At 72.6% G+C, this 13,693-nt stretch carries 16 protein-coding genes; 7 read left to right on the forward strand and 9 right to left on the reverse strand.

Features of this window, described 5'->3' with window-relative positions; translation table 11 throughout:
• The first annotated feature begins 46 nt into the window (after nucleotides 1-46).
• The 3 genes from aroC to ACP6CK_RS05275 all read left to right on the forward strand — a co-directional run bounded on the left by aroC (nucleotide 47) and on the right by ACP6CK_RS05275 (nucleotide 2,718).
• The gene (gene aroC / locus ACP6CK_RS05265; RefSeq protein WP_426957832.1) at nucleotides 47-1,153 is read left to right on the forward strand and encodes a chorismate synthase; all 1,107 of its coding nucleotides are present in this window, start codon (nucleotides 47-49) and stop codon (nucleotides 1,151-1,153) included.
• Between the two features lie 100 nt (nucleotides 1,154-1,253).
• The gene (locus ACP6CK_RS05270) at nucleotides 1,254-2,408 is read left to right on the forward strand and encodes a hypothetical protein (RefSeq protein WP_426957833.1); all 1,155 of its coding nucleotides are present in this window, start codon (nucleotides 1,254-1,256) and stop codon (nucleotides 2,406-2,408) included.
• A gap of 166 nt (nucleotides 2,409-2,574) precedes the next feature.
• Entirely contained in the window at nucleotides 2,575-2,718 is a 144-nt protein-coding gene (locus ACP6CK_RS05275; RefSeq protein WP_426957834.1) for a peptide chain release factor 1, read from the forward strand.
• A 15-nt stretch (nucleotides 2,719-2,733) separates the two neighbouring features.
• On the opposite strand, the gene ACP6CK_RS05280 is transcribed toward ACP6CK_RS05275, so the two are convergent.
• Together ACP6CK_RS05280 and dxs are read right to left on the reverse strand one after the other, a co-directional pair.
• Complete coding sequence (locus tag ACP6CK_RS05280; RefSeq protein WP_426957835.1) at nucleotides 2,734-3,471, reverse strand: TlyA family RNA methyltransferase; 738 nt, start codon at nucleotides 3,469-3,471, stop codon at nucleotides 2,734-2,736.
• A gap of 338 nt (nucleotides 3,472-3,809) precedes the next feature.
• Nucleotides 3,810-5,738, reverse strand: coding sequence for a 1-deoxy-D-xylulose-5-phosphate synthase (gene dxs, locus ACP6CK_RS05285; protein WP_426957836.1), 1,929 nt, complete (start codon nucleotides 5,736-5,738; stop codon nucleotides 3,810-3,812).
• A 124-nt stretch (nucleotides 5,739-5,862) separates the two neighbouring features.
• Between dxs and ACP6CK_RS05290 the strand changes: the two genes are divergently transcribed.
• Nucleotides 5,863-6,543 carry a zinc metallopeptidase gene (locus ACP6CK_RS05290; RefSeq protein ID WP_426957837.1) on the forward strand — a complete coding sequence of 227 codons (681 nt, stop codon included), beginning with the start codon at nucleotides 5,863-5,865 and terminating at the stop codon, nucleotides 6,541-6,543.
• Nucleotides 6,544-6,619: 76 nt separating this feature from the next.
• Here the strand turns inward: ACP6CK_RS05290 and ACP6CK_RS05295 are convergent, their stop codons facing one another.
• From ACP6CK_RS05295 to ACP6CK_RS05310, 4 genes are read right to left on the reverse strand one after another with little or no spacing between them, the layout of a single operon-like run.
• Nucleotides 6,620-7,513 carry a polyprenyl synthetase family protein gene (locus ACP6CK_RS05295; protein WP_426957838.1) on the reverse strand — a complete coding sequence of 298 codons (894 nt, stop codon included), beginning with the start codon at nucleotides 7,511-7,513 and terminating at the stop codon, nucleotides 6,620-6,622.
• Nucleotides 7,510-7,734 (reverse strand): exodeoxyribonuclease VII small subunit, encoded by a 225-nt coding sequence (xseB, locus tag ACP6CK_RS05300; RefSeq protein WP_426957839.1) that lies wholly within the window; start codon nucleotides 7,732-7,734, stop codon nucleotides 7,510-7,512. The genes ACP6CK_RS05295 and xseB overlap by 4 nt, the downstream gene beginning before the upstream one ends.
• 13 nt (nucleotides 7,735-7,747) lie before the next feature.
• On the reverse strand, nucleotides 7,748-8,671 hold the full coding sequence (locus tag ACP6CK_RS05305) for a histone deacetylase family protein (RefSeq protein WP_426957840.1): 924 nt from the start codon (nucleotides 8,669-8,671) through the stop codon (nucleotides 7,748-7,750).
• Nucleotides 8,671-8,976, reverse strand: a complete 306-nt coding sequence (locus ACP6CK_RS05310) for a sulfurtransferase TusA family protein (protein ID WP_426957841.1) — start codon at nucleotides 8,974-8,976, stop codon at nucleotides 8,671-8,673. The genes ACP6CK_RS05305 and ACP6CK_RS05310 overlap by 1 nt, the downstream gene beginning before the upstream one ends.
• A gap of 96 nt (nucleotides 8,977-9,072) precedes the next feature.
• On the opposite strand from ACP6CK_RS05310, the gene ACP6CK_RS05315 reads away from it, so the two are divergent.
• From ACP6CK_RS05315 to ACP6CK_RS05325, 3 genes are read left to right on the forward strand one after another with little or no spacing between them, the layout of a single operon-like run.
• Nucleotides 9,073-9,465 carry a GFA family protein gene (locus ACP6CK_RS05315; protein ID WP_426957842.1) on the forward strand — a complete coding sequence of 131 codons (393 nt, stop codon included), beginning with the start codon at nucleotides 9,073-9,075 and terminating at the stop codon, nucleotides 9,463-9,465.
• A gap of 43 nt (nucleotides 9,466-9,508) precedes the next feature.
• Entirely contained in the window at nucleotides 9,509-10,405 is an 897-nt protein-coding gene (locus ACP6CK_RS05320; RefSeq protein ID WP_426957843.1) for an ROK family protein, read from the forward strand.
• A gap of 44 nt (nucleotides 10,406-10,449) precedes the next feature.
• A complete protein-coding gene (locus tag ACP6CK_RS05325) occupies nucleotides 10,450-11,730 on the forward strand; it encodes a DNA polymerase IV (RefSeq protein WP_426957844.1) in 1,281 nt (426 codons plus the stop codon).
• Here the strand turns inward: ACP6CK_RS05325 and ACP6CK_RS05330 are convergent, their stop codons facing one another.
• The 3 genes from ACP6CK_RS05330 to ACP6CK_RS05340 are packed head-to-tail and all read right to left on the reverse strand — an operon-like array spanning nucleotide 11,731 to nucleotide 13,693.
• The gene (locus ACP6CK_RS05330; RefSeq protein ID WP_426957845.1) at nucleotides 11,731-12,333 is read right to left on the reverse strand and encodes a hypothetical protein; all 603 of its coding nucleotides are present in this window, start codon (nucleotides 12,331-12,333) and stop codon (nucleotides 11,731-11,733) included.
• Nucleotides 12,321-13,448 (reverse strand): succinyl-diaminopimelate desuccinylase, encoded by a 1,128-nt coding sequence (gene dapE, locus ACP6CK_RS05335; RefSeq protein ID WP_426957846.1) that lies wholly within the window; start codon nucleotides 13,446-13,448, stop codon nucleotides 12,321-12,323. The genes ACP6CK_RS05330 and dapE overlap by 13 nt, the downstream gene beginning before the upstream one ends.
• Nucleotides 13,445-13,693 (reverse strand): hypothetical protein, encoded by a 249-nt coding sequence (locus tag ACP6CK_RS05340; protein ID WP_426957847.1) that lies wholly within the window; start codon nucleotides 13,691-13,693, stop codon nucleotides 13,445-13,447. Before ACP6CK_RS05340 ends, dapE begins: the two co-directional genes overlap by 4 nt.

Raw genomic sequence — 13,693 nt, forward strand, 5'->3', positions numbered from 1 at the left:
GGGATGCGGCGCGGGCCCGTTCTCCACACGGCGGCGGGGCCGTCGCATGTCGCATAACTCCTTCGGCCACCTCTTCCGCGTCACCACCTGGGGGGAGAGCCACGGGCCCGCGATCGGCGGCGTGGTGGATGGTTGCCCGCCCGGGCTGGCGCTGACCGAGGCGGATATCCAGCCCTGGCTGGACCGACGACGCCCGGGACAGTCGAAATTCGTGACGCAGCGGCAGGAGCCCGACGAGGTCCGGATCCTCTCGGGCACCTTCGAGGGGCTGACGACGGGAACGCCGATCTCCCTGTTCATCGAGAACAAGGACCAGCGGTCGAAGGATTACGGGGAGATCAAGGACTCCTTCCGTCCGGGCCACGCGGATCTTGCCTATCACCTGAAATACGGGGTTCGGGATTACCGCGGCGGCGGGCGCGCCTCCGCGCGGGAGACGGCGATGCGGGTCGCGGCCGGCGCCGTCGCACGGAGGGTGCTGGGGTCCGGGGTGACAATCCGCGGCGCGATGGTGGCGATGGGGGAGGACACTGTGGACCGGGCTGCCTGGGACTGGGCGGCGCTGGAGGAGAACAGCTTCTTCTGCCCGGACCGTGCGGCCGCGGCGCGGTGGGAGGAGCGGCTGCTGGCGCTGCGCAAGTCCGGCAGCTCGATCGGGGCGGTGATCGAGGTGGTCGCCGAAGGCGTGCCGCCCGGTCTGGGGGCGCCGATCTACGGCAAGCTGGATGCGGAGATCGCTGCCGCCTTCATGTCGATCAACGCGGTGAAGGGGGTGGAGATCGGTGACGGCTTCGCGTCCGCGACCCTGACCGGCGAGGCCAATGCCGACGAGATGCGGATGGCGCCCGATGGGACCGTCGATTTCCTGTCGAACCGCGCGGGCGGGGTGCTGGGCGGGATCTCCACCGGACAGCCGGTGGTGGCGCGCTTCGCCGTAAAGCCGACCTCCTCGATCCTGACGCCGCGACGGGCGGTGGACCGGCACGGGCAGGAGGTGGAACTGACGACCAAGGGACGGCACGACCCCTGCGTCGGGATCCGCGCTGTTCCGGTGGGGGAGGCAATGATGGCCTGCGTGCTCGCCGACGCCCTTTTGCGGCACCGGGCGCAGGTGCCGGACGCTCCGACCAAAACGCGCCTCCCGCGAAACTGATCGGCGAGACGATTTAACCGACTACCGGACTCGGGTATTCCGCTCACCGCGACGCGGGAGACACCCCATGCCGGTTAGCACTTCGGAGTCGGATGAGTCGGTGGCCGCTGCCTTTCTCGGGCTGGCCGGTCGGCGCCGTTGGCGCGAGCGCGTGGCCGAACTGGGGCGGCGGGTCGAGGCCCCTTCCCTGCGCGGCCGGGCGGCGGCGCGTCGCCACGAGGCGGAGCTGATTCTTGCGAGGTTGGCAGGGGCCAATCCGGGCGGCAGCTCAGAGGGCGAGCGGCGGGTTGTCGCCTATGCGGGCGAGGCTGTGCGCCTCGCGGCTGCCCTGCCACCGGAGTCGCGGGAGCGGCTGCGCGAGCGCGTGGTGGCCGGGCTGACGGGGGAGGAGAGCCTCATCCCGCTGTTCCACCTCCTGCGGTTGGCGGCGATGCAGCGGGCCCGCGGCTTCGAGGTGCACTTCACGGGGCTGGTCGAGGGCACGCCGCATGATCTCGTGATCGCGCGCGACGGCGCGGAGGCTGAGGTGGTCTGCGAGACGGTCTCGGCCGAGGAGGGGCGGCCGCTGCAACGGGGCGGCTGGTGCGCCCTGGTCGATGCGATGAACCCCGACCTCCAGACCTGGCTGGCGGCGCATCCCGGGCGCTATGTGCTGAAGGTGACCCTGCCGGAGGGGCTGCGGACCACAGGGACCGACGTGCAGGTGCTGCATCGGCGCATCCTGGACATGCTGCAGGCCCAGCGGCGGCAGGAGCAGGCGGCGGATGCCATCCTGAAGCTCGATCCCCTGGTTCTGGCCGGGGCCCAGTCCGCGGTGCCGGCGGCATCGCTGCGCGCCCAGTTCGGGCCGGAGGCCCAGCTGGCGGTCGCGCAGGCCGGTGGGAACATGCTTGTCCTGGCCGCTCGGGCCGGGGGCGGGAATGATATCTCCCGGGCTGTGTGCCAGCGGCTGGACGGCGCGGTGGCCCGCCTGGGCGGGCGGCGGCCGGGCTTGGTCGCCATCTTCCTGGACGATCTGGACCGGGCGGAGTGGCGCGGGCTGCGGGACCGGATGGAACTGGAGGGTGCGGTGCGGCGGAGCCTGACGACCGAGCGGCTGCGGCCGGTGACCTGCGTGTCCTGCTCGAGCCGGGCGGAGATGTTCGGGCTGGCGCCGCCCGACGCTGCAGCCGAGGGAGAGCTGCGGTTCCGGAACCCATCCCATCCCGGCGGGCGCGTGGCCGCCCTGGCGTCGGCGCTCGTCTCAACGCCCTGAGAGGCGCTGCGCGGGGTCGGCCAGACAGCGCACCAAGTGCTTGATATGGTGGCTCATTCTTACGACTCGGGCGCGTGTATTTTTGTCGCGGAGGGCTGTCCGGTGGCAACCTTGCCCGGGCAGGATGGTTGATGATGTTGCATTGCACCGCATCCGGGAGGCGTGAATGACGGAGCGCGAGACAGAGCGCGCGCTGGATGAGTTGGACCGGCTGATCAACGACCCGGACGTGCCGCTGGACGCCTCGCGCGTCTGGGCCCTTGCGGGGAAGCTGTCCGCCCCCGAACCACAGCCGTCGCCGGGCCGATAGGCCGGGGCGCCTGGATCAGCCGCGCCGGGCGCCGATCAGGAATTCCTTGTTGCCCTCGGGGCCGGTGATCGGGCTCTCCGTGATGCCGAGCACCTCCCATCCCGGCAGGCTGGACCACCAGGACTGGACTCGCGCGCAGACGGCGCGGTGGACATTCGGGTCTCGGACGACGCCCCCTTTTCCCACTGCGTCCGGTCCCGCCTCGAATTGCGGCTTGATCAGCGCCACGGCCCAGGCCCCCGGTGCCGCGAGGGACAGGGCGGCGGGCAGCACGGTCGACAGGCCGATGAAGGAGGCGTCGCAGACGATCGCGCCGATCGGTTCGGCAATCGTCGCAGCGTCAATATAGCGGGCGTTCACCCGCTCCAGCACCACGACGCGGGGGTCGTTGCGGAGGCTCCATGCGAGCTGGCCGTGGCCCACATCCACGGCGTAGACGCGTGCTGCGCCATGGTGCAGCAGGACATGGGTGAAGCCGCCCGTGGAGGCGCCGACATCCACCGCCACACGGCCGGTTGGGTCGAGGGCGAAGTGCTCCAGCCCGTGGGCGAGCTTCAGGCCCCCGCGGCTGACCCAGGGGTGGTCCTGCCCCCGAACCTCGAGCGGCTGGTCCGCGCGCAGGGTCGTCCCGGGCTTATCGACCCGCTGCTCGCCCGAGAACACGACACCGGCGAGGATCAAGGCCTGGGCGCGGGTGCGGCTTTCGGCGAGGCCGCGCTCGACGAGTGCGGCGTCGGCGCGGATCTTGGGCACGCGTTCAGGCAAGTCGCCGTTACGCCTCGACATGGCCGCGTGGATCGTGGGCCGGGCATACTGCCGGACCGGCGGCTTCGGTCACGCGCGGTCTCAGTGGCGCTTCCGGGGCTCCTCGCAAGGGAGAACGGTGCCGTCCCAGCTCGCACCGGCGATCCGCGCGGCGGGCTGGGTATCCTCCGAGCCTGCCTCGCGCAGGACCCATCCGGCGTCGCGGGGGGCGCTGCGACGGGCTCCCGATGGCCGGTCGAGGGGCTGATGACCAATGCCGTTCGGATCGTACACCGTTTCCTCGCCGGGCTGGGCGGGTTCGGAGCGGATCTCGAGACGGCGCATCGTCATGCCCTCGCGGGTCGTGCGATCCGGTCCTGTCCCAGGGCGGCCAGGGCGGCATTCGCAATCTGCGGGGCGTTGAGCCCTGCGGTGTCATACTGTCGTTTTGGGGTGTCGTGGTCGAGGTACAAGTCGGGGAGGGTGAGGGGTCGGAAGCGGAGGCCGCCGTCGAGGAGGCCGGCATGGGCGAGGTGGTGGGCGACGAGGGCGCCGAAGCCGCCGGTGGAGCCCTCCTCGAGGGTGATGAGCACCTCGTGGTGGCGGGCGAGTTGTTCGACGAGGCCGGTGTCGAGGGGCTTGGCGAAGCGGGCGTCGGCGACGGTGCAGGAGAGGCCGCGGGCGGCGAGGTCCTCGGCCGCGAGCAGGGCCTCGGCGAGGCGGGTGCCGTAGGAGAGGAGGGCGATGGCGGTGCCCTCGCGCAGGATGCGGCCCTTGCCGATCGGGAGTGGCGTGCCGCGGGCGGGCAGCTCGAGGCCCCTGCCCTCCCCGCGCGGGTAGCGGAAGGCGATCGGGCCGGCGTCGTGGCTGGCGGCGGTGGCGACCATGTGGGTGAGTTCCACCTCGTCGCTGGCCGCCATGAGGGTCATGTTCGGGATGCAGCCGAGATAGGCGATGTCGTAGGCGCCGGCATGCGTCGCGCCATCGGCCCCGACCAGCCCGGCGCGGTCCATCGCGAAGCGCACGGGCAGGTTCTGGAGGGCCACGTCGTGGACCACCTGGTCGTAGGCGCGCTGGAGGAAGGTGGAGTAGATCGCCACGAACGGCCGCAGCCCCTCGCAGGCCATGCCGGCGGCGAAGGTGACGGCGTGCTGCTCGGCGATGCCGACGTCGAAGGTCCGGCGCGGGAAGCGCTTGCCGAAGGCGTCGAGCCCGGTGCCGGAGGGCATGGCGGCGGTGACGGCCACGATGCGCTCGTCCGCCTCGGCCTCGGCGATGAGGGCCTGGGCGAAGACCTTCGTGTAGGCGGGCGGGCCGGGGGGGGCCTTGGCCTGCTCGCCGGTGATCACGTTGAACTTCACCACGCCGTGGTACTTGTCGGCCGAGGCCTCGGCGGGGGCGTAGCCCTTGCCCTTCTGGGTGACGACGTGGAGCAGGATGGGCCCGGCCTCCTCGGCGTCGCGCAGGTTGCGCAGCACGGGCAGGAGGTGGTCGAGGTCGTGCCCGTCCACCGGGCCGACGTAGTAGAAGCCGAGCTCCTCGAACAGCGTCCCGCCCGTGAGGAAGCCGCGGGCGTACTCGTCGGCGCGCTCGGCGGCCCGCGCGAGCGGCCCGGGGAAGCGGCGGGCCACTTTCGCCATCACCTCGCGGATGGAGAGGAAGGGGCGGGACGAGATGAGGCGGGAGAGGTAGGCCGAGAGCGCGCCGACGGGGCGGGCGATCGACATGTCGTTGTCGTTCAGCACGACGATCAGGCGCGACTTCATCGCGCCGGCGTTGTTCATCGCCTCATAAGCCATGCCGGCCGACATGGCGCCGTCGCCGATCACCGCGATGACGTTCTGCCCGGCCCGGCGGCCCAGCAGGTCGCGGGCGACCGCCATGCCGAGCCCGGCGGAGATGGAGGTGGAGGAGTGGGCGGCGCCGAAGGGGTCGTACTCGGACTCCGAGCGCCGGGTGAAGCCCGAGAGGCCGCCGGGCTGGCGCAGCGTGCGGATGCGGTCGCGCCGGCCGGTCAGGATCTTGTGCGGGTAGGCCTGGTGGCCGACGTCCCAGATCAGCCGGTCGGTCGGCGTGTCGAAGACGGCATGGATCGCCGTCGTCAGCTCCACTACGCCAAGACTCGCGCCCAGATGCCCGCCCGTGGTCGAGACCGCGTGGATCGTCTCGGCCCGCAACTCCTCGGCCAACTCCTTCAGCTGCTCGGCCGAGAAGTTCCGAAGATCCGCCGGAACGCGAACACGGTCCAGCAACGGGGTCACAGGAGGGGAGGACATGCTGCCCCCGTTCTAGTCCCTTGACCCGGGGAGGCCAAGCAAGGCCTTCTGACGGGCCTACCGGATGCGACCGGCGCGAGAATTCCGCCTCCCGGCCGGGGCGGCGCCGGCCCAGATTTGGGCCATGCCTCTTCTCATCCTCCTCGGGACCGTCCTGCTCATCGGGGTGATCTATGGGCCGTCTCTCTGGATCTGGTTCGTGATGCGCCGGCACGGGGCGGAGCGGCCGGACCTGCCCGGGACGGGCGGGGAGCTGGCGCGGCACCTGCTGGACGAGGCCGGGCTGCACGCGGTGCCGGTCGAGGAGACGGACCAGGGGGATCACTACGACCCGCAGGCCCGGGTGGTCCGGTTGCTGCCCGAGCACCTGGAGGGGCGGTCCGTGTCCGCCGTGGCCGTGGCGGCGCACGAGGTCTCGCACGCGGTCCAGCACGCGCGGGACGAGCCATCCTTCCGGCGCCGGATGGCGCTGGTCACCTGGATCGGGCCGCTGGACCGGGTGGCGCTGGTGATCCTGCTGGCAGCGCCGTTCCTGTTCGCCGTGGTGCGCGCGCCCGCGCTGCTGGCGGCGCAGTTCGCGCTTGGGGTCGTCTTCCTCCTCGGGCGGCTGGCGATCCATGCGGTCACGCTTCCGGTGGAATGGGACGCGAGCTTCGGAAAGGCGCTGCCGGTGCTGGAGCGGGGCGGCTATCTCCGCGCGGCCGATCTTGCGGCCGCACGCCGGGTGTTGCGGGCGGCGGCCCTGACCTATGTAGCCGCCGCCCTCGCGACCCTGGTCAACGCCGCGCGCTGGCTGCGGCCCTAGCCCGGCTGCACGGGAGGGGCGGTCCCCTCCCCGCCCTGCCCAGCTGATCGGGGGCGACGGACCGCCCCGCAACCCGCTAGTTGCGGCGCCGGATGACGTGGTCCGCCAGGGCGCGGAGGAGATCGGCGCGGTCGTCGAAGCTGTCCAGATGGCCCTTGGCCTGCTCGACGAGGCGCTCGGCATGGGCGCGGGCCCGGTCGGGACCGAGATAGCCGACGAGCGTGGCCTTGTTCGCGGCGGCATCCTTGCCGGTCGCCTTGCCCATGTCCTCCGCGGTGGCCGTCAGGTCGAGGAGGTCGTCGGCGATCTGGAACGCGGCGCCGATGTCGCGGCCGTAATTCGTCAGCGCGTGGCGTGGGTGGGTGGGGGCCTTGCCGAGCACGGCGCCGGCCTCGGCCGAGAACTCGATGAGCTTGCCGGTCTTCAGGAGCTGGAGGCGGCCGATCCGGGCCTCGTCCAGCGGGGCCTCGGCGCGCTCGGCGAGGATGTCGAGCATCTGGCCGCCGACCATGCCGCGGCAGCCCGCCGCCTGGGCCAGGCGGAGGACGAGCTCGGCCCGGACCGCAGGATCGGGGTGGGTGTCCTCATGGGCGAGGGTCGCGAAGGCGGCGGTCTGGAGCGCGTCGCCGACGAGGATGGCGGTCGCCTCGTCCCAGGCCTTGTGGACGGTGGGCTTGCCGCGGCGGAGGTCGTCGTCGTCCATCGCGGGCAGGTCGTCATGGACGAGGGAGTAGGCGTGCAGCATCTCCACCGCCGCCGCGGTGCGCAGGGCGGAGTTGCGGGCCACCGCGAACTGGCGGGCGGATTCGAGAACGAGGAAGGCGCGCATCTTCTTCCCGCCGCCGATGGTGGCGTAGCGCATGGCGGCGAAGAGCGAGGCCTCGTCGCCCTCCTCCGGCGGGAGGAGGTCGTCCAACGCCGCGTCCACCTCGGCGGCGGCGGCGGTCAGGGCTTCGGCGAGGTCGGTCATTCGACTTCCCGCATGGAGGGAGGATTGCCGGGGACGAGGGCCTGCACGCGGGCCTCGGCCTCGCTCAGCTTGCGCTCGCAATGCTGGCGAAGGGCGGTGCCACGGGCATAGGCGTCCATCGCCTCCTCCAGCTTCACCTGGCCGCCCTCGAGGCTTCTCACGATGGCCTCAAGCTCGCGCAGCGCGTCCTCGAAAGACAGGTTTTCGACGTCATCGGACATGTTGGGATTCCGGTCAGGCCTGCATCAGCGCGCGGACATGCGCGGCGGCCGAGCGCGCGAGGGCGGTGAGGTCGTAGCCGCCTTCCAGCATCGAGACCACCCGACCGCCGGAGGTCCGGCGGGCGACGTCGCAGATGGCCTCGGTCACCCAGGCGAATTCGGCCTCGTCGAGGTTGATCTGAGCCAGCGGGTCGCGGCGATGGGCGTCGAAGCCGGCGGAGATGACGATCAGGCCGGGGGCGAAGCGCTCCACGGCGGGGAGGATCTCCGCCTCCCATGCCCGGCGGAAGGCCGGGCCGTCCGCGTAGGGGCGGAGCGGGACGTTGAGGATGTTGCCCACCCCGGTCTCCGAGGCGGCGCCGGTGCCGGGATAGAGCGGCATCTGGTGGGAGGAGGCGAGGAAGAGCGTGGGGTCCCGCTCGAAGGCGGCCTGGGTACCGTTGCCGTGGTGGACGTCGAAGTCGAGGACAGCGACCCGCTCCACCCCGTGCGCGGCCTGGGCGTGGCGGGCAGCGATGGCGGCGCTGGAGAAGAGGCAGAAACCCATCGCCTGGGTCGGCTCGGCGTGGTGGCCGGGGGGGCGGACGGCGCAGAAGGCGCGCGGGTACTCGCCGCCGCAGACGGCATCCACGGCGGCGACGCCGGCCCCGGCGGCGCGGAGCGCGGCCTCGGCCGAATGAGCGTTCATCGCGGTGTCCGCGTCCAGGGCGACGCTGTCGCCCTCCGGCGGGCGGATAGAGAGGATGCGGTCCACGTAGAAGGCGGGGTGGACGCGCTCGAGCTGCTCGCGCGTGGCTTCGGGGGCCTCGGCGCGGATGAGGGTGGAGAATTGCTGCGCCTCCAGCGCCTGCATCACGGCGCGCAGGCGGTCGGGGCACTCGGGGTGGCCGGGCGCGATCTCGTGCCGGACGCAGGCGGGGTGGGTGAGGAGGAGCATCAGCGGCCGCTTCCCGTGCGCGCCGGGCCGGTCCGTGGCGGTACAGCGGGCTTCGGCGGTGCGCCCTTCTCCCCGGCCTCATCCCGCTTGCGGAGGGTGAAGCGGTAGACCCCGGCGGCCTCCGAGAAGGAGACGAGGGCGTGGCCGGTCTCCCGGCAGAACGCCTGGAAATCGGCGACGCTGGCGGCGTCGGTCGCGAGGACGGTGAGGCGGGCGCCACTGGGCAGGCCGCGCAGGGCCTTGTTGGCCTTCAGCACGGGCAGCGGGCAGGACAGGCCTTGGACGTCGAGGAGGGTCTCGGTCATGGGCCGGGCAATCCACCACCCGGCGGGGGGCGAGTCCAGCGGGTGCGGGACGGCGGTGGCTGCGGCATGCTGCAGCCCGGTGAGGGAGGATGGGCGATGAGCACGGAACGGCGTGGCGCATGTAACTGCGGGGCGGTCCGGATCGCCGTCTCGGGCGCGCCGAAGCGGGTGGGGCTGTGCCACTGCCTGACCTGCCAGCGGGAGGTCGGCGGCCCCTTCATCGCCTTCGCGGTCTGGCCGATCGAGCGGGCGAGGGTAGAGGGCCAGACGCGGGACTGGGGCGAGAACGCGTATCGCCGGAGCTTCTGTCCCGGCTGCGGATCGCGGATCGGCGCCTTCGAGGGCGACGAGCTCGAGGTGCGGCTCGGCGTGCTGGACGACGGCGGGCGGGGGCTGGTGCCGGAATACGAGCTCTGGGTGGGACGACGGCAGCCCTGGGTGACGCCGGTGCCCGACGCGGCGCAGCACGAGGGCAACCGGCCGAAGTAGGGGCGCCTTGTGGCGGCGGGGTCCCGACGGCACCTTCCCGGCCATGACGATCAAGCTCGGCGTGGACCTCGGCGGAACGAAGACGGAGGTCGTGGCGCTGGACGCGGACGGCGCCGTGCGGCTGCGGCGGCGGAAGCCGACAGGCCAGGGGTATGAGGCCATCGTCGCCACCATCGCCGAGCTGGTCGAGGAGGCGGAGCGCGAGCTGGGCGGGCGCGGGACGGTGGGGGTCGGGATTCCCGGGTCCATCAATCCGCGCACGGGGCTGGTGCGGAACGGAAACACCCAGGCGCTGAACGGGCGGCCGCTGGACAAGGATCTGGGCGCGGCGCTGGGGCGCGAGGTCCGGGTGATGAACGACGCCAACTGCCTGGCCATGAGCGAGGCGGCGGACGGCGCGGGCGCGGGATACCCGGTGGTCTTCGCGGCCATCCTCGGGACCGGGGTGGGGGGCGGATGGGTGGTGCATGGGCGGCCGCTGGACGGGCTGAACCGGGTGGCCGGGGAGTGGGGGCACACCCCCCTGCCCTGGATGGCACCAGTGGAGCTTCGGAGCCGGGCGTGCTGGTGCGGGCGGCATGACTGCCTCGAGACCTATCTCTGCGGGCCGGCGCTCGCGGAGGACACGGACGGGCCGGGCTGCCGGGACGCGAGCGGGCTGGAGGCGCGGGCCGCGTCCGGCGATGCGGTGGCGCGGGCCGGCCTCGCAAGGCATGCGGACCGGCTGGCGCGGGCGCTCGCCTCGCTGGTCAACATCGTGGATCCGGACGTGATCGTGCTCGGGGGCGGGGTCTCGAACTTTGCCCACCTCTACCGGGACGTGCCGGGGCTGATGGCGCCCTACATCTTCGGGGATTCGAAGACGGTGAACCTCGTCCAGGCGCGGCACGGGGACAGCTCCGGGGTGTTCGGGGCGGCGCGGCTCTGGGACACGGACTGACGCCGACTCGGGCGGGCGTTCGCCCCTCGTGCTAGTCTTCCGGCATGGCTTCGCTGTGCCGGGAGTGTTTCGCGCGTTCGGAGGTCGCGTTCCGCCGCTGTCCGGGCTGCGGCTCGGCGCGGGTGGTCGCGCATGACGAACTGTTCACGCTGAGCATCGCGCATGTGGACTGCGATGCGTTCTTCGCGAGCGTCGAGAAGCGGGACCGGCCGGAGCTGGCGGGTCAGCCGGTCATCGTGGGCGGGCGGCACCGCGGCGTGGTGTCGGCGGCCTGCTATGTCGCGCGCACACGGGGCGTGCGCTCGGCCATGCCGATGTTCAAGGCGCTGAAGCTCTGCCCCGACGCGGTGGTGATCAAGCCGGACTTCTCGAAATACGTGGCGGCGTCCCGGCAGGTGCGGGCGCTCATGGAGGGGCTGACGCCGCTCGTCCAGGCGATGTCCATCGACGAGGCGGTGATGGACCTCTCGGGCACAGAGGCGCTGCACGGGGCGCCGCCGGCGGTGGCGCTGGCACGCTTCGCCCGCACTGTGGAGCGGGAGGTGGGCGTCACCGTCTCGATCGGCCTCGCGCCGAACCGCCTGCTGGCGAAGATCGCGGTGGAGCGGGACAAGCCGCGGGGCATGGCCGTGATCGGCGCGGCGGAGGCGGCCGCGCTGCTGGCGACGGAGCCGGTGACGATCCTGCCGGGCGTCGGTCCGGCCTTCGCGGCGAAGCTGGCGGGCATGGGGTTCTCGACTCTCGGGCAGCTGCAGAGGCTCGATGCGCGGGAGGCAATGCGGCGCTTCGGCGAGGACGGGCCGGTGCTGGTGGCGCGCGCGAGCGGCCAGGATAGCCGGCCGGTGCGGGTGGAGCGGGACACCAAGTCGGTCTCCGCCGAGACGACCTTCGACCGGGACCTGATCCTGCCGGGAGAGATGGAGCCGATCCTCTGGCGGCTCTGCGAGAAGCTCGCCCGGCGGCTGCGCGAGAAGGAGCTGGCGGCCGGCGGCGTGGTGCTGAAGCTCAAGACGGCGCACTTCGCGCTGCGGACGCGGAACGCGCGGATGCCGGGCCCGAGCGCGGTGCCGGAGACGCTCTATGGCGCGGCGCTGCCGCTGCTGCGCCGGGAGGCGGATGGGACCGCGTTCCGGCTGATCGGGATCGGGGCGCAGCCGCTGGTGGAGGGCCAGGGTGCCGACCGCGGCGACCTGGCGGACCCGGAGGCGCCGCGCCGGGCGGCCCGCTGGGAGGCGATGGAAGCGCTGCGGAAGAAGTTCGGGGATGGCGCCGTGCGCGCCGGGCGCGGGATGGTAGCGCCGGCGAAGCTGCCCGCGCGGTCCTGATCAGCCCCGGCCGACGCGGGCGGCGGTGAGGGCGATGGTCAGCCCGATGGCGAGGTCGATCGCGACGAAGATCGCGGCGCGGGGACCGGTGATGCGGAGCGCGGCCTTCGCGACGAACCACTCGATCCACACGGCGTAGCCGAATGAGATGAGGGAGACGGCCCCGGACAGCGGCGAGGGCAGGATCTGCTCGAGGATGAGGGCGACGACGAGGACGGCGTACTGCGCGATGTTCGCCCAGTTCCAACCGGCGACGAGGAGCGGCCAGAGCGGGCCGCGGCCGGAGGCTTCCGCGAGGGGGAGGGCGGCGAGCGGGAAGACGACCCAGCCGAGGGAGAAGCCAATCAGCTCCGCCAGCATCCGCGGCCCGGTGACGAGCTCGAGGGTGAGCAGCCGGATGACGACGAAGGCGGGCAGGCAGATGATGGCGGCCCAGAAGGAGCGCGCGGGGCCCTCCATGGAGAGCATGGCGAAGCGGAGGCCTCGCTCCTCCCCCCGGCCGAGGAGGAGGGCTGCCTGGAGGCCGGCGGCGATCTGCACGCGGCGCTCCACCACGGGCTGCGGCGTCGCCGGCGGGGGCGCGGCTCCGCTCAGGCGAGGCATTCCCGGATGATGGCGCCGTAGAGGGCGGCGAGGTCACGCAACTCGGCGACCGGCGTGCACTCATCCACCTTGTGCATGGTGGTGCCGACCGCGCCGAGCTCGGCCACGGGGCAGAGGCGGGTGATGAAGCGGGCGTCCGACGTGCCGCCGCCGGTGTCGAGCCGCGTCTCCCGTCCGGTGGCGGTAAGGACGGCATTCTTCAGCGCGTCCACGAAGGGGCCGGGCTGGGTGAGGAAGGATTCGCCGGAGCAGGAGAAGCGGGCCTCATGGCGCGGAGCCTCTTCCAACAACACGCGGCGGATGTCGGCCTCCAGCGTGGCGGAGGTGTGGAGGTCGTTGAAGCGGATGTTCAGGCGCGCGCGGGCAGCGGCGGGGACGATGTTGCCGGCGGGGTTGCCCACATCGACGCTCGTCACCTGCAGGGTGCTCGGCTGGAACCAGACGCTGCCGTGGTCGAGCGGTTCCGCCGTCAGGCGGTGCAGGACGCGGACGAGGCGGTGGATCGGGTTGTCGGCGCGGTCGGGGTAGGCGACGTGGCCCTGGGTGCCGTGCACGGTGATGTCGGCGGAGAGAGAGCCGCGGCGGCCGATCTTGATCGTGTCGCCGAGCGCGGCCTGGCTCGTGGGCTCGCCGACGAGGCACATGGAGGGGATGTGCCCCTGCTCCTTCATCCAGTCGAGGACGCGGGTGGTGCCGTCCACGGCCGGGCCCTCCTCGTCTCCGGTGATGAGGAAGGAGAGGGTGCCGCGGTCGGCGGTGCCGTCCGCCACGGCATCGGCGGCGGCCGCGACGAAGGCGGCGACGCCGCCCTTCATGTCCACGGCGCCGCGGCCGTAAAGGGTGTCGTGCTCCACGGCGGCGGCGAAGGGGTCGTGGCGCCAGCCCTCGCCGGGCGGGACGACGTCGGTGTGGCCGGCGAAGCAGAGGTGCGGGCCGTTTCCCCTGCCCTGCCGGATGGCGAAGAGGTTCTCGATCTCGCCGAAGCGCAGGCGGTGGCACGTGAAGCCGAGCGGCGTCAGCGCCGCCTCCAGCACCGCGATCGCGCCGTCATCGGCGGGGGTGACGGAGGCGCAGCGGATGAGGGCCTGGGCGGTGGGGAGCGGGTCGGTCGTCATACGCGGCGACAGACGATCTCGCGGGTGGCGCGGAGTTCTTCCGGCGTCACCTCGCGCTGGCGTTCCAGCAGGGGGGCGCAGTCGGCTGGGCCGGGGCCGCGACCGCCGGGCTGCCACGGGCCGTAGCCGCCCGCGGGCAGCGCGTCGCGGTAGAAGACCTGATGCGTGTCGAGGAACTGCGCGTAGACGAAGGGGCCCGCGATCATCACGGCGCCCACGACGAGGAAGATGCGCAGCGGATTCAA

The organism is Muricoccus radiodurans (assembly GCF_050154705.1).
GTDB classification, from domain to species: domain Bacteria; phylum Pseudomonadota; class Alphaproteobacteria; order Acetobacterales; family Acetobacteraceae; genus Roseomonas; species Roseomonas radiodurans.

Coding starts and splice junctions, on each gene's coding strand:
- ACP6CK_RS05325 (WP_426957844.1), top strand. CDS start 10,450: ATGGCTTCGCTGTGCCGGGAGTGTTTCGCGCGTTCGGAGGTCGCGTTC.
- dxs (WP_426957836.1), bottom strand. CDS start 5,738: ATGTCCTCCCCTCCTGTGACCCCGTTGCTGGACCGTGTTCGCGTTCCG.
- xseB (WP_426957839.1), bottom strand. CDS start 7,734: ATGTCCGATGACGTCGAAAACCTGTCTTTCGAGGACGCGCTGCGCGAG.
- ACP6CK_RS05275 (WP_426957834.1), top strand. CDS start 2,575: ATGACGGAGCGCGAGACAGAGCGCGCGCTGGATGAGTTGGACCGGCTG.
- ACP6CK_RS05320 (WP_426957843.1), top strand. CDS start 9,509: ATGACGATCAAGCTCGGCGTGGACCTCGGCGGAACGAAGACGGAGGTC.
- ACP6CK_RS05315 (WP_426957842.1), top strand. CDS start 9,073: ATGAGCACGGAACGGCGTGGCGCATGTAACTGCGGGGCGGTCCGGATC.
- ACP6CK_RS05330 (WP_426957845.1), bottom strand. CDS start 12,333: ATGCCTCGCCTGAGCGGAGCCGCGCCCCCGCCGGCGACGCCGCAGCCC.
- ACP6CK_RS05295 (WP_426957838.1), bottom strand. CDS start 7,513: ATGACCGACCTCGCCGAAGCCCTGACCGCCGCCGCCGCCGAGGTGGAC.
- ACP6CK_RS05290 (WP_426957837.1), top strand. CDS start 5,863: ATGCCTCTTCTCATCCTCCTCGGGACCGTCCTGCTCATCGGGGTGATC.
- dapE (WP_426957846.1), bottom strand. CDS start 13,448: ATGACGACCGACCCGCTCCCCACCGCCCAGGCCCTCATCCGCTGCGCC.
- ACP6CK_RS05310 (WP_426957841.1), bottom strand. CDS start 8,976: ATGACCGAGACCCTCCTCGACGTCCAAGGCCTGTCCTGCCCGCTGCCC.
- ACP6CK_RS05305 (WP_426957840.1), bottom strand. CDS start 8,671: ATGCTCCTCCTCACCCACCCCGCCTGCGTCCGGCACGAGATCGCGCCC.
- aroC (WP_426957832.1), top strand. CDS start 47: ATGTCGCATAACTCCTTCGGCCACCTCTTCCGCGTCACCACCTGGGGG.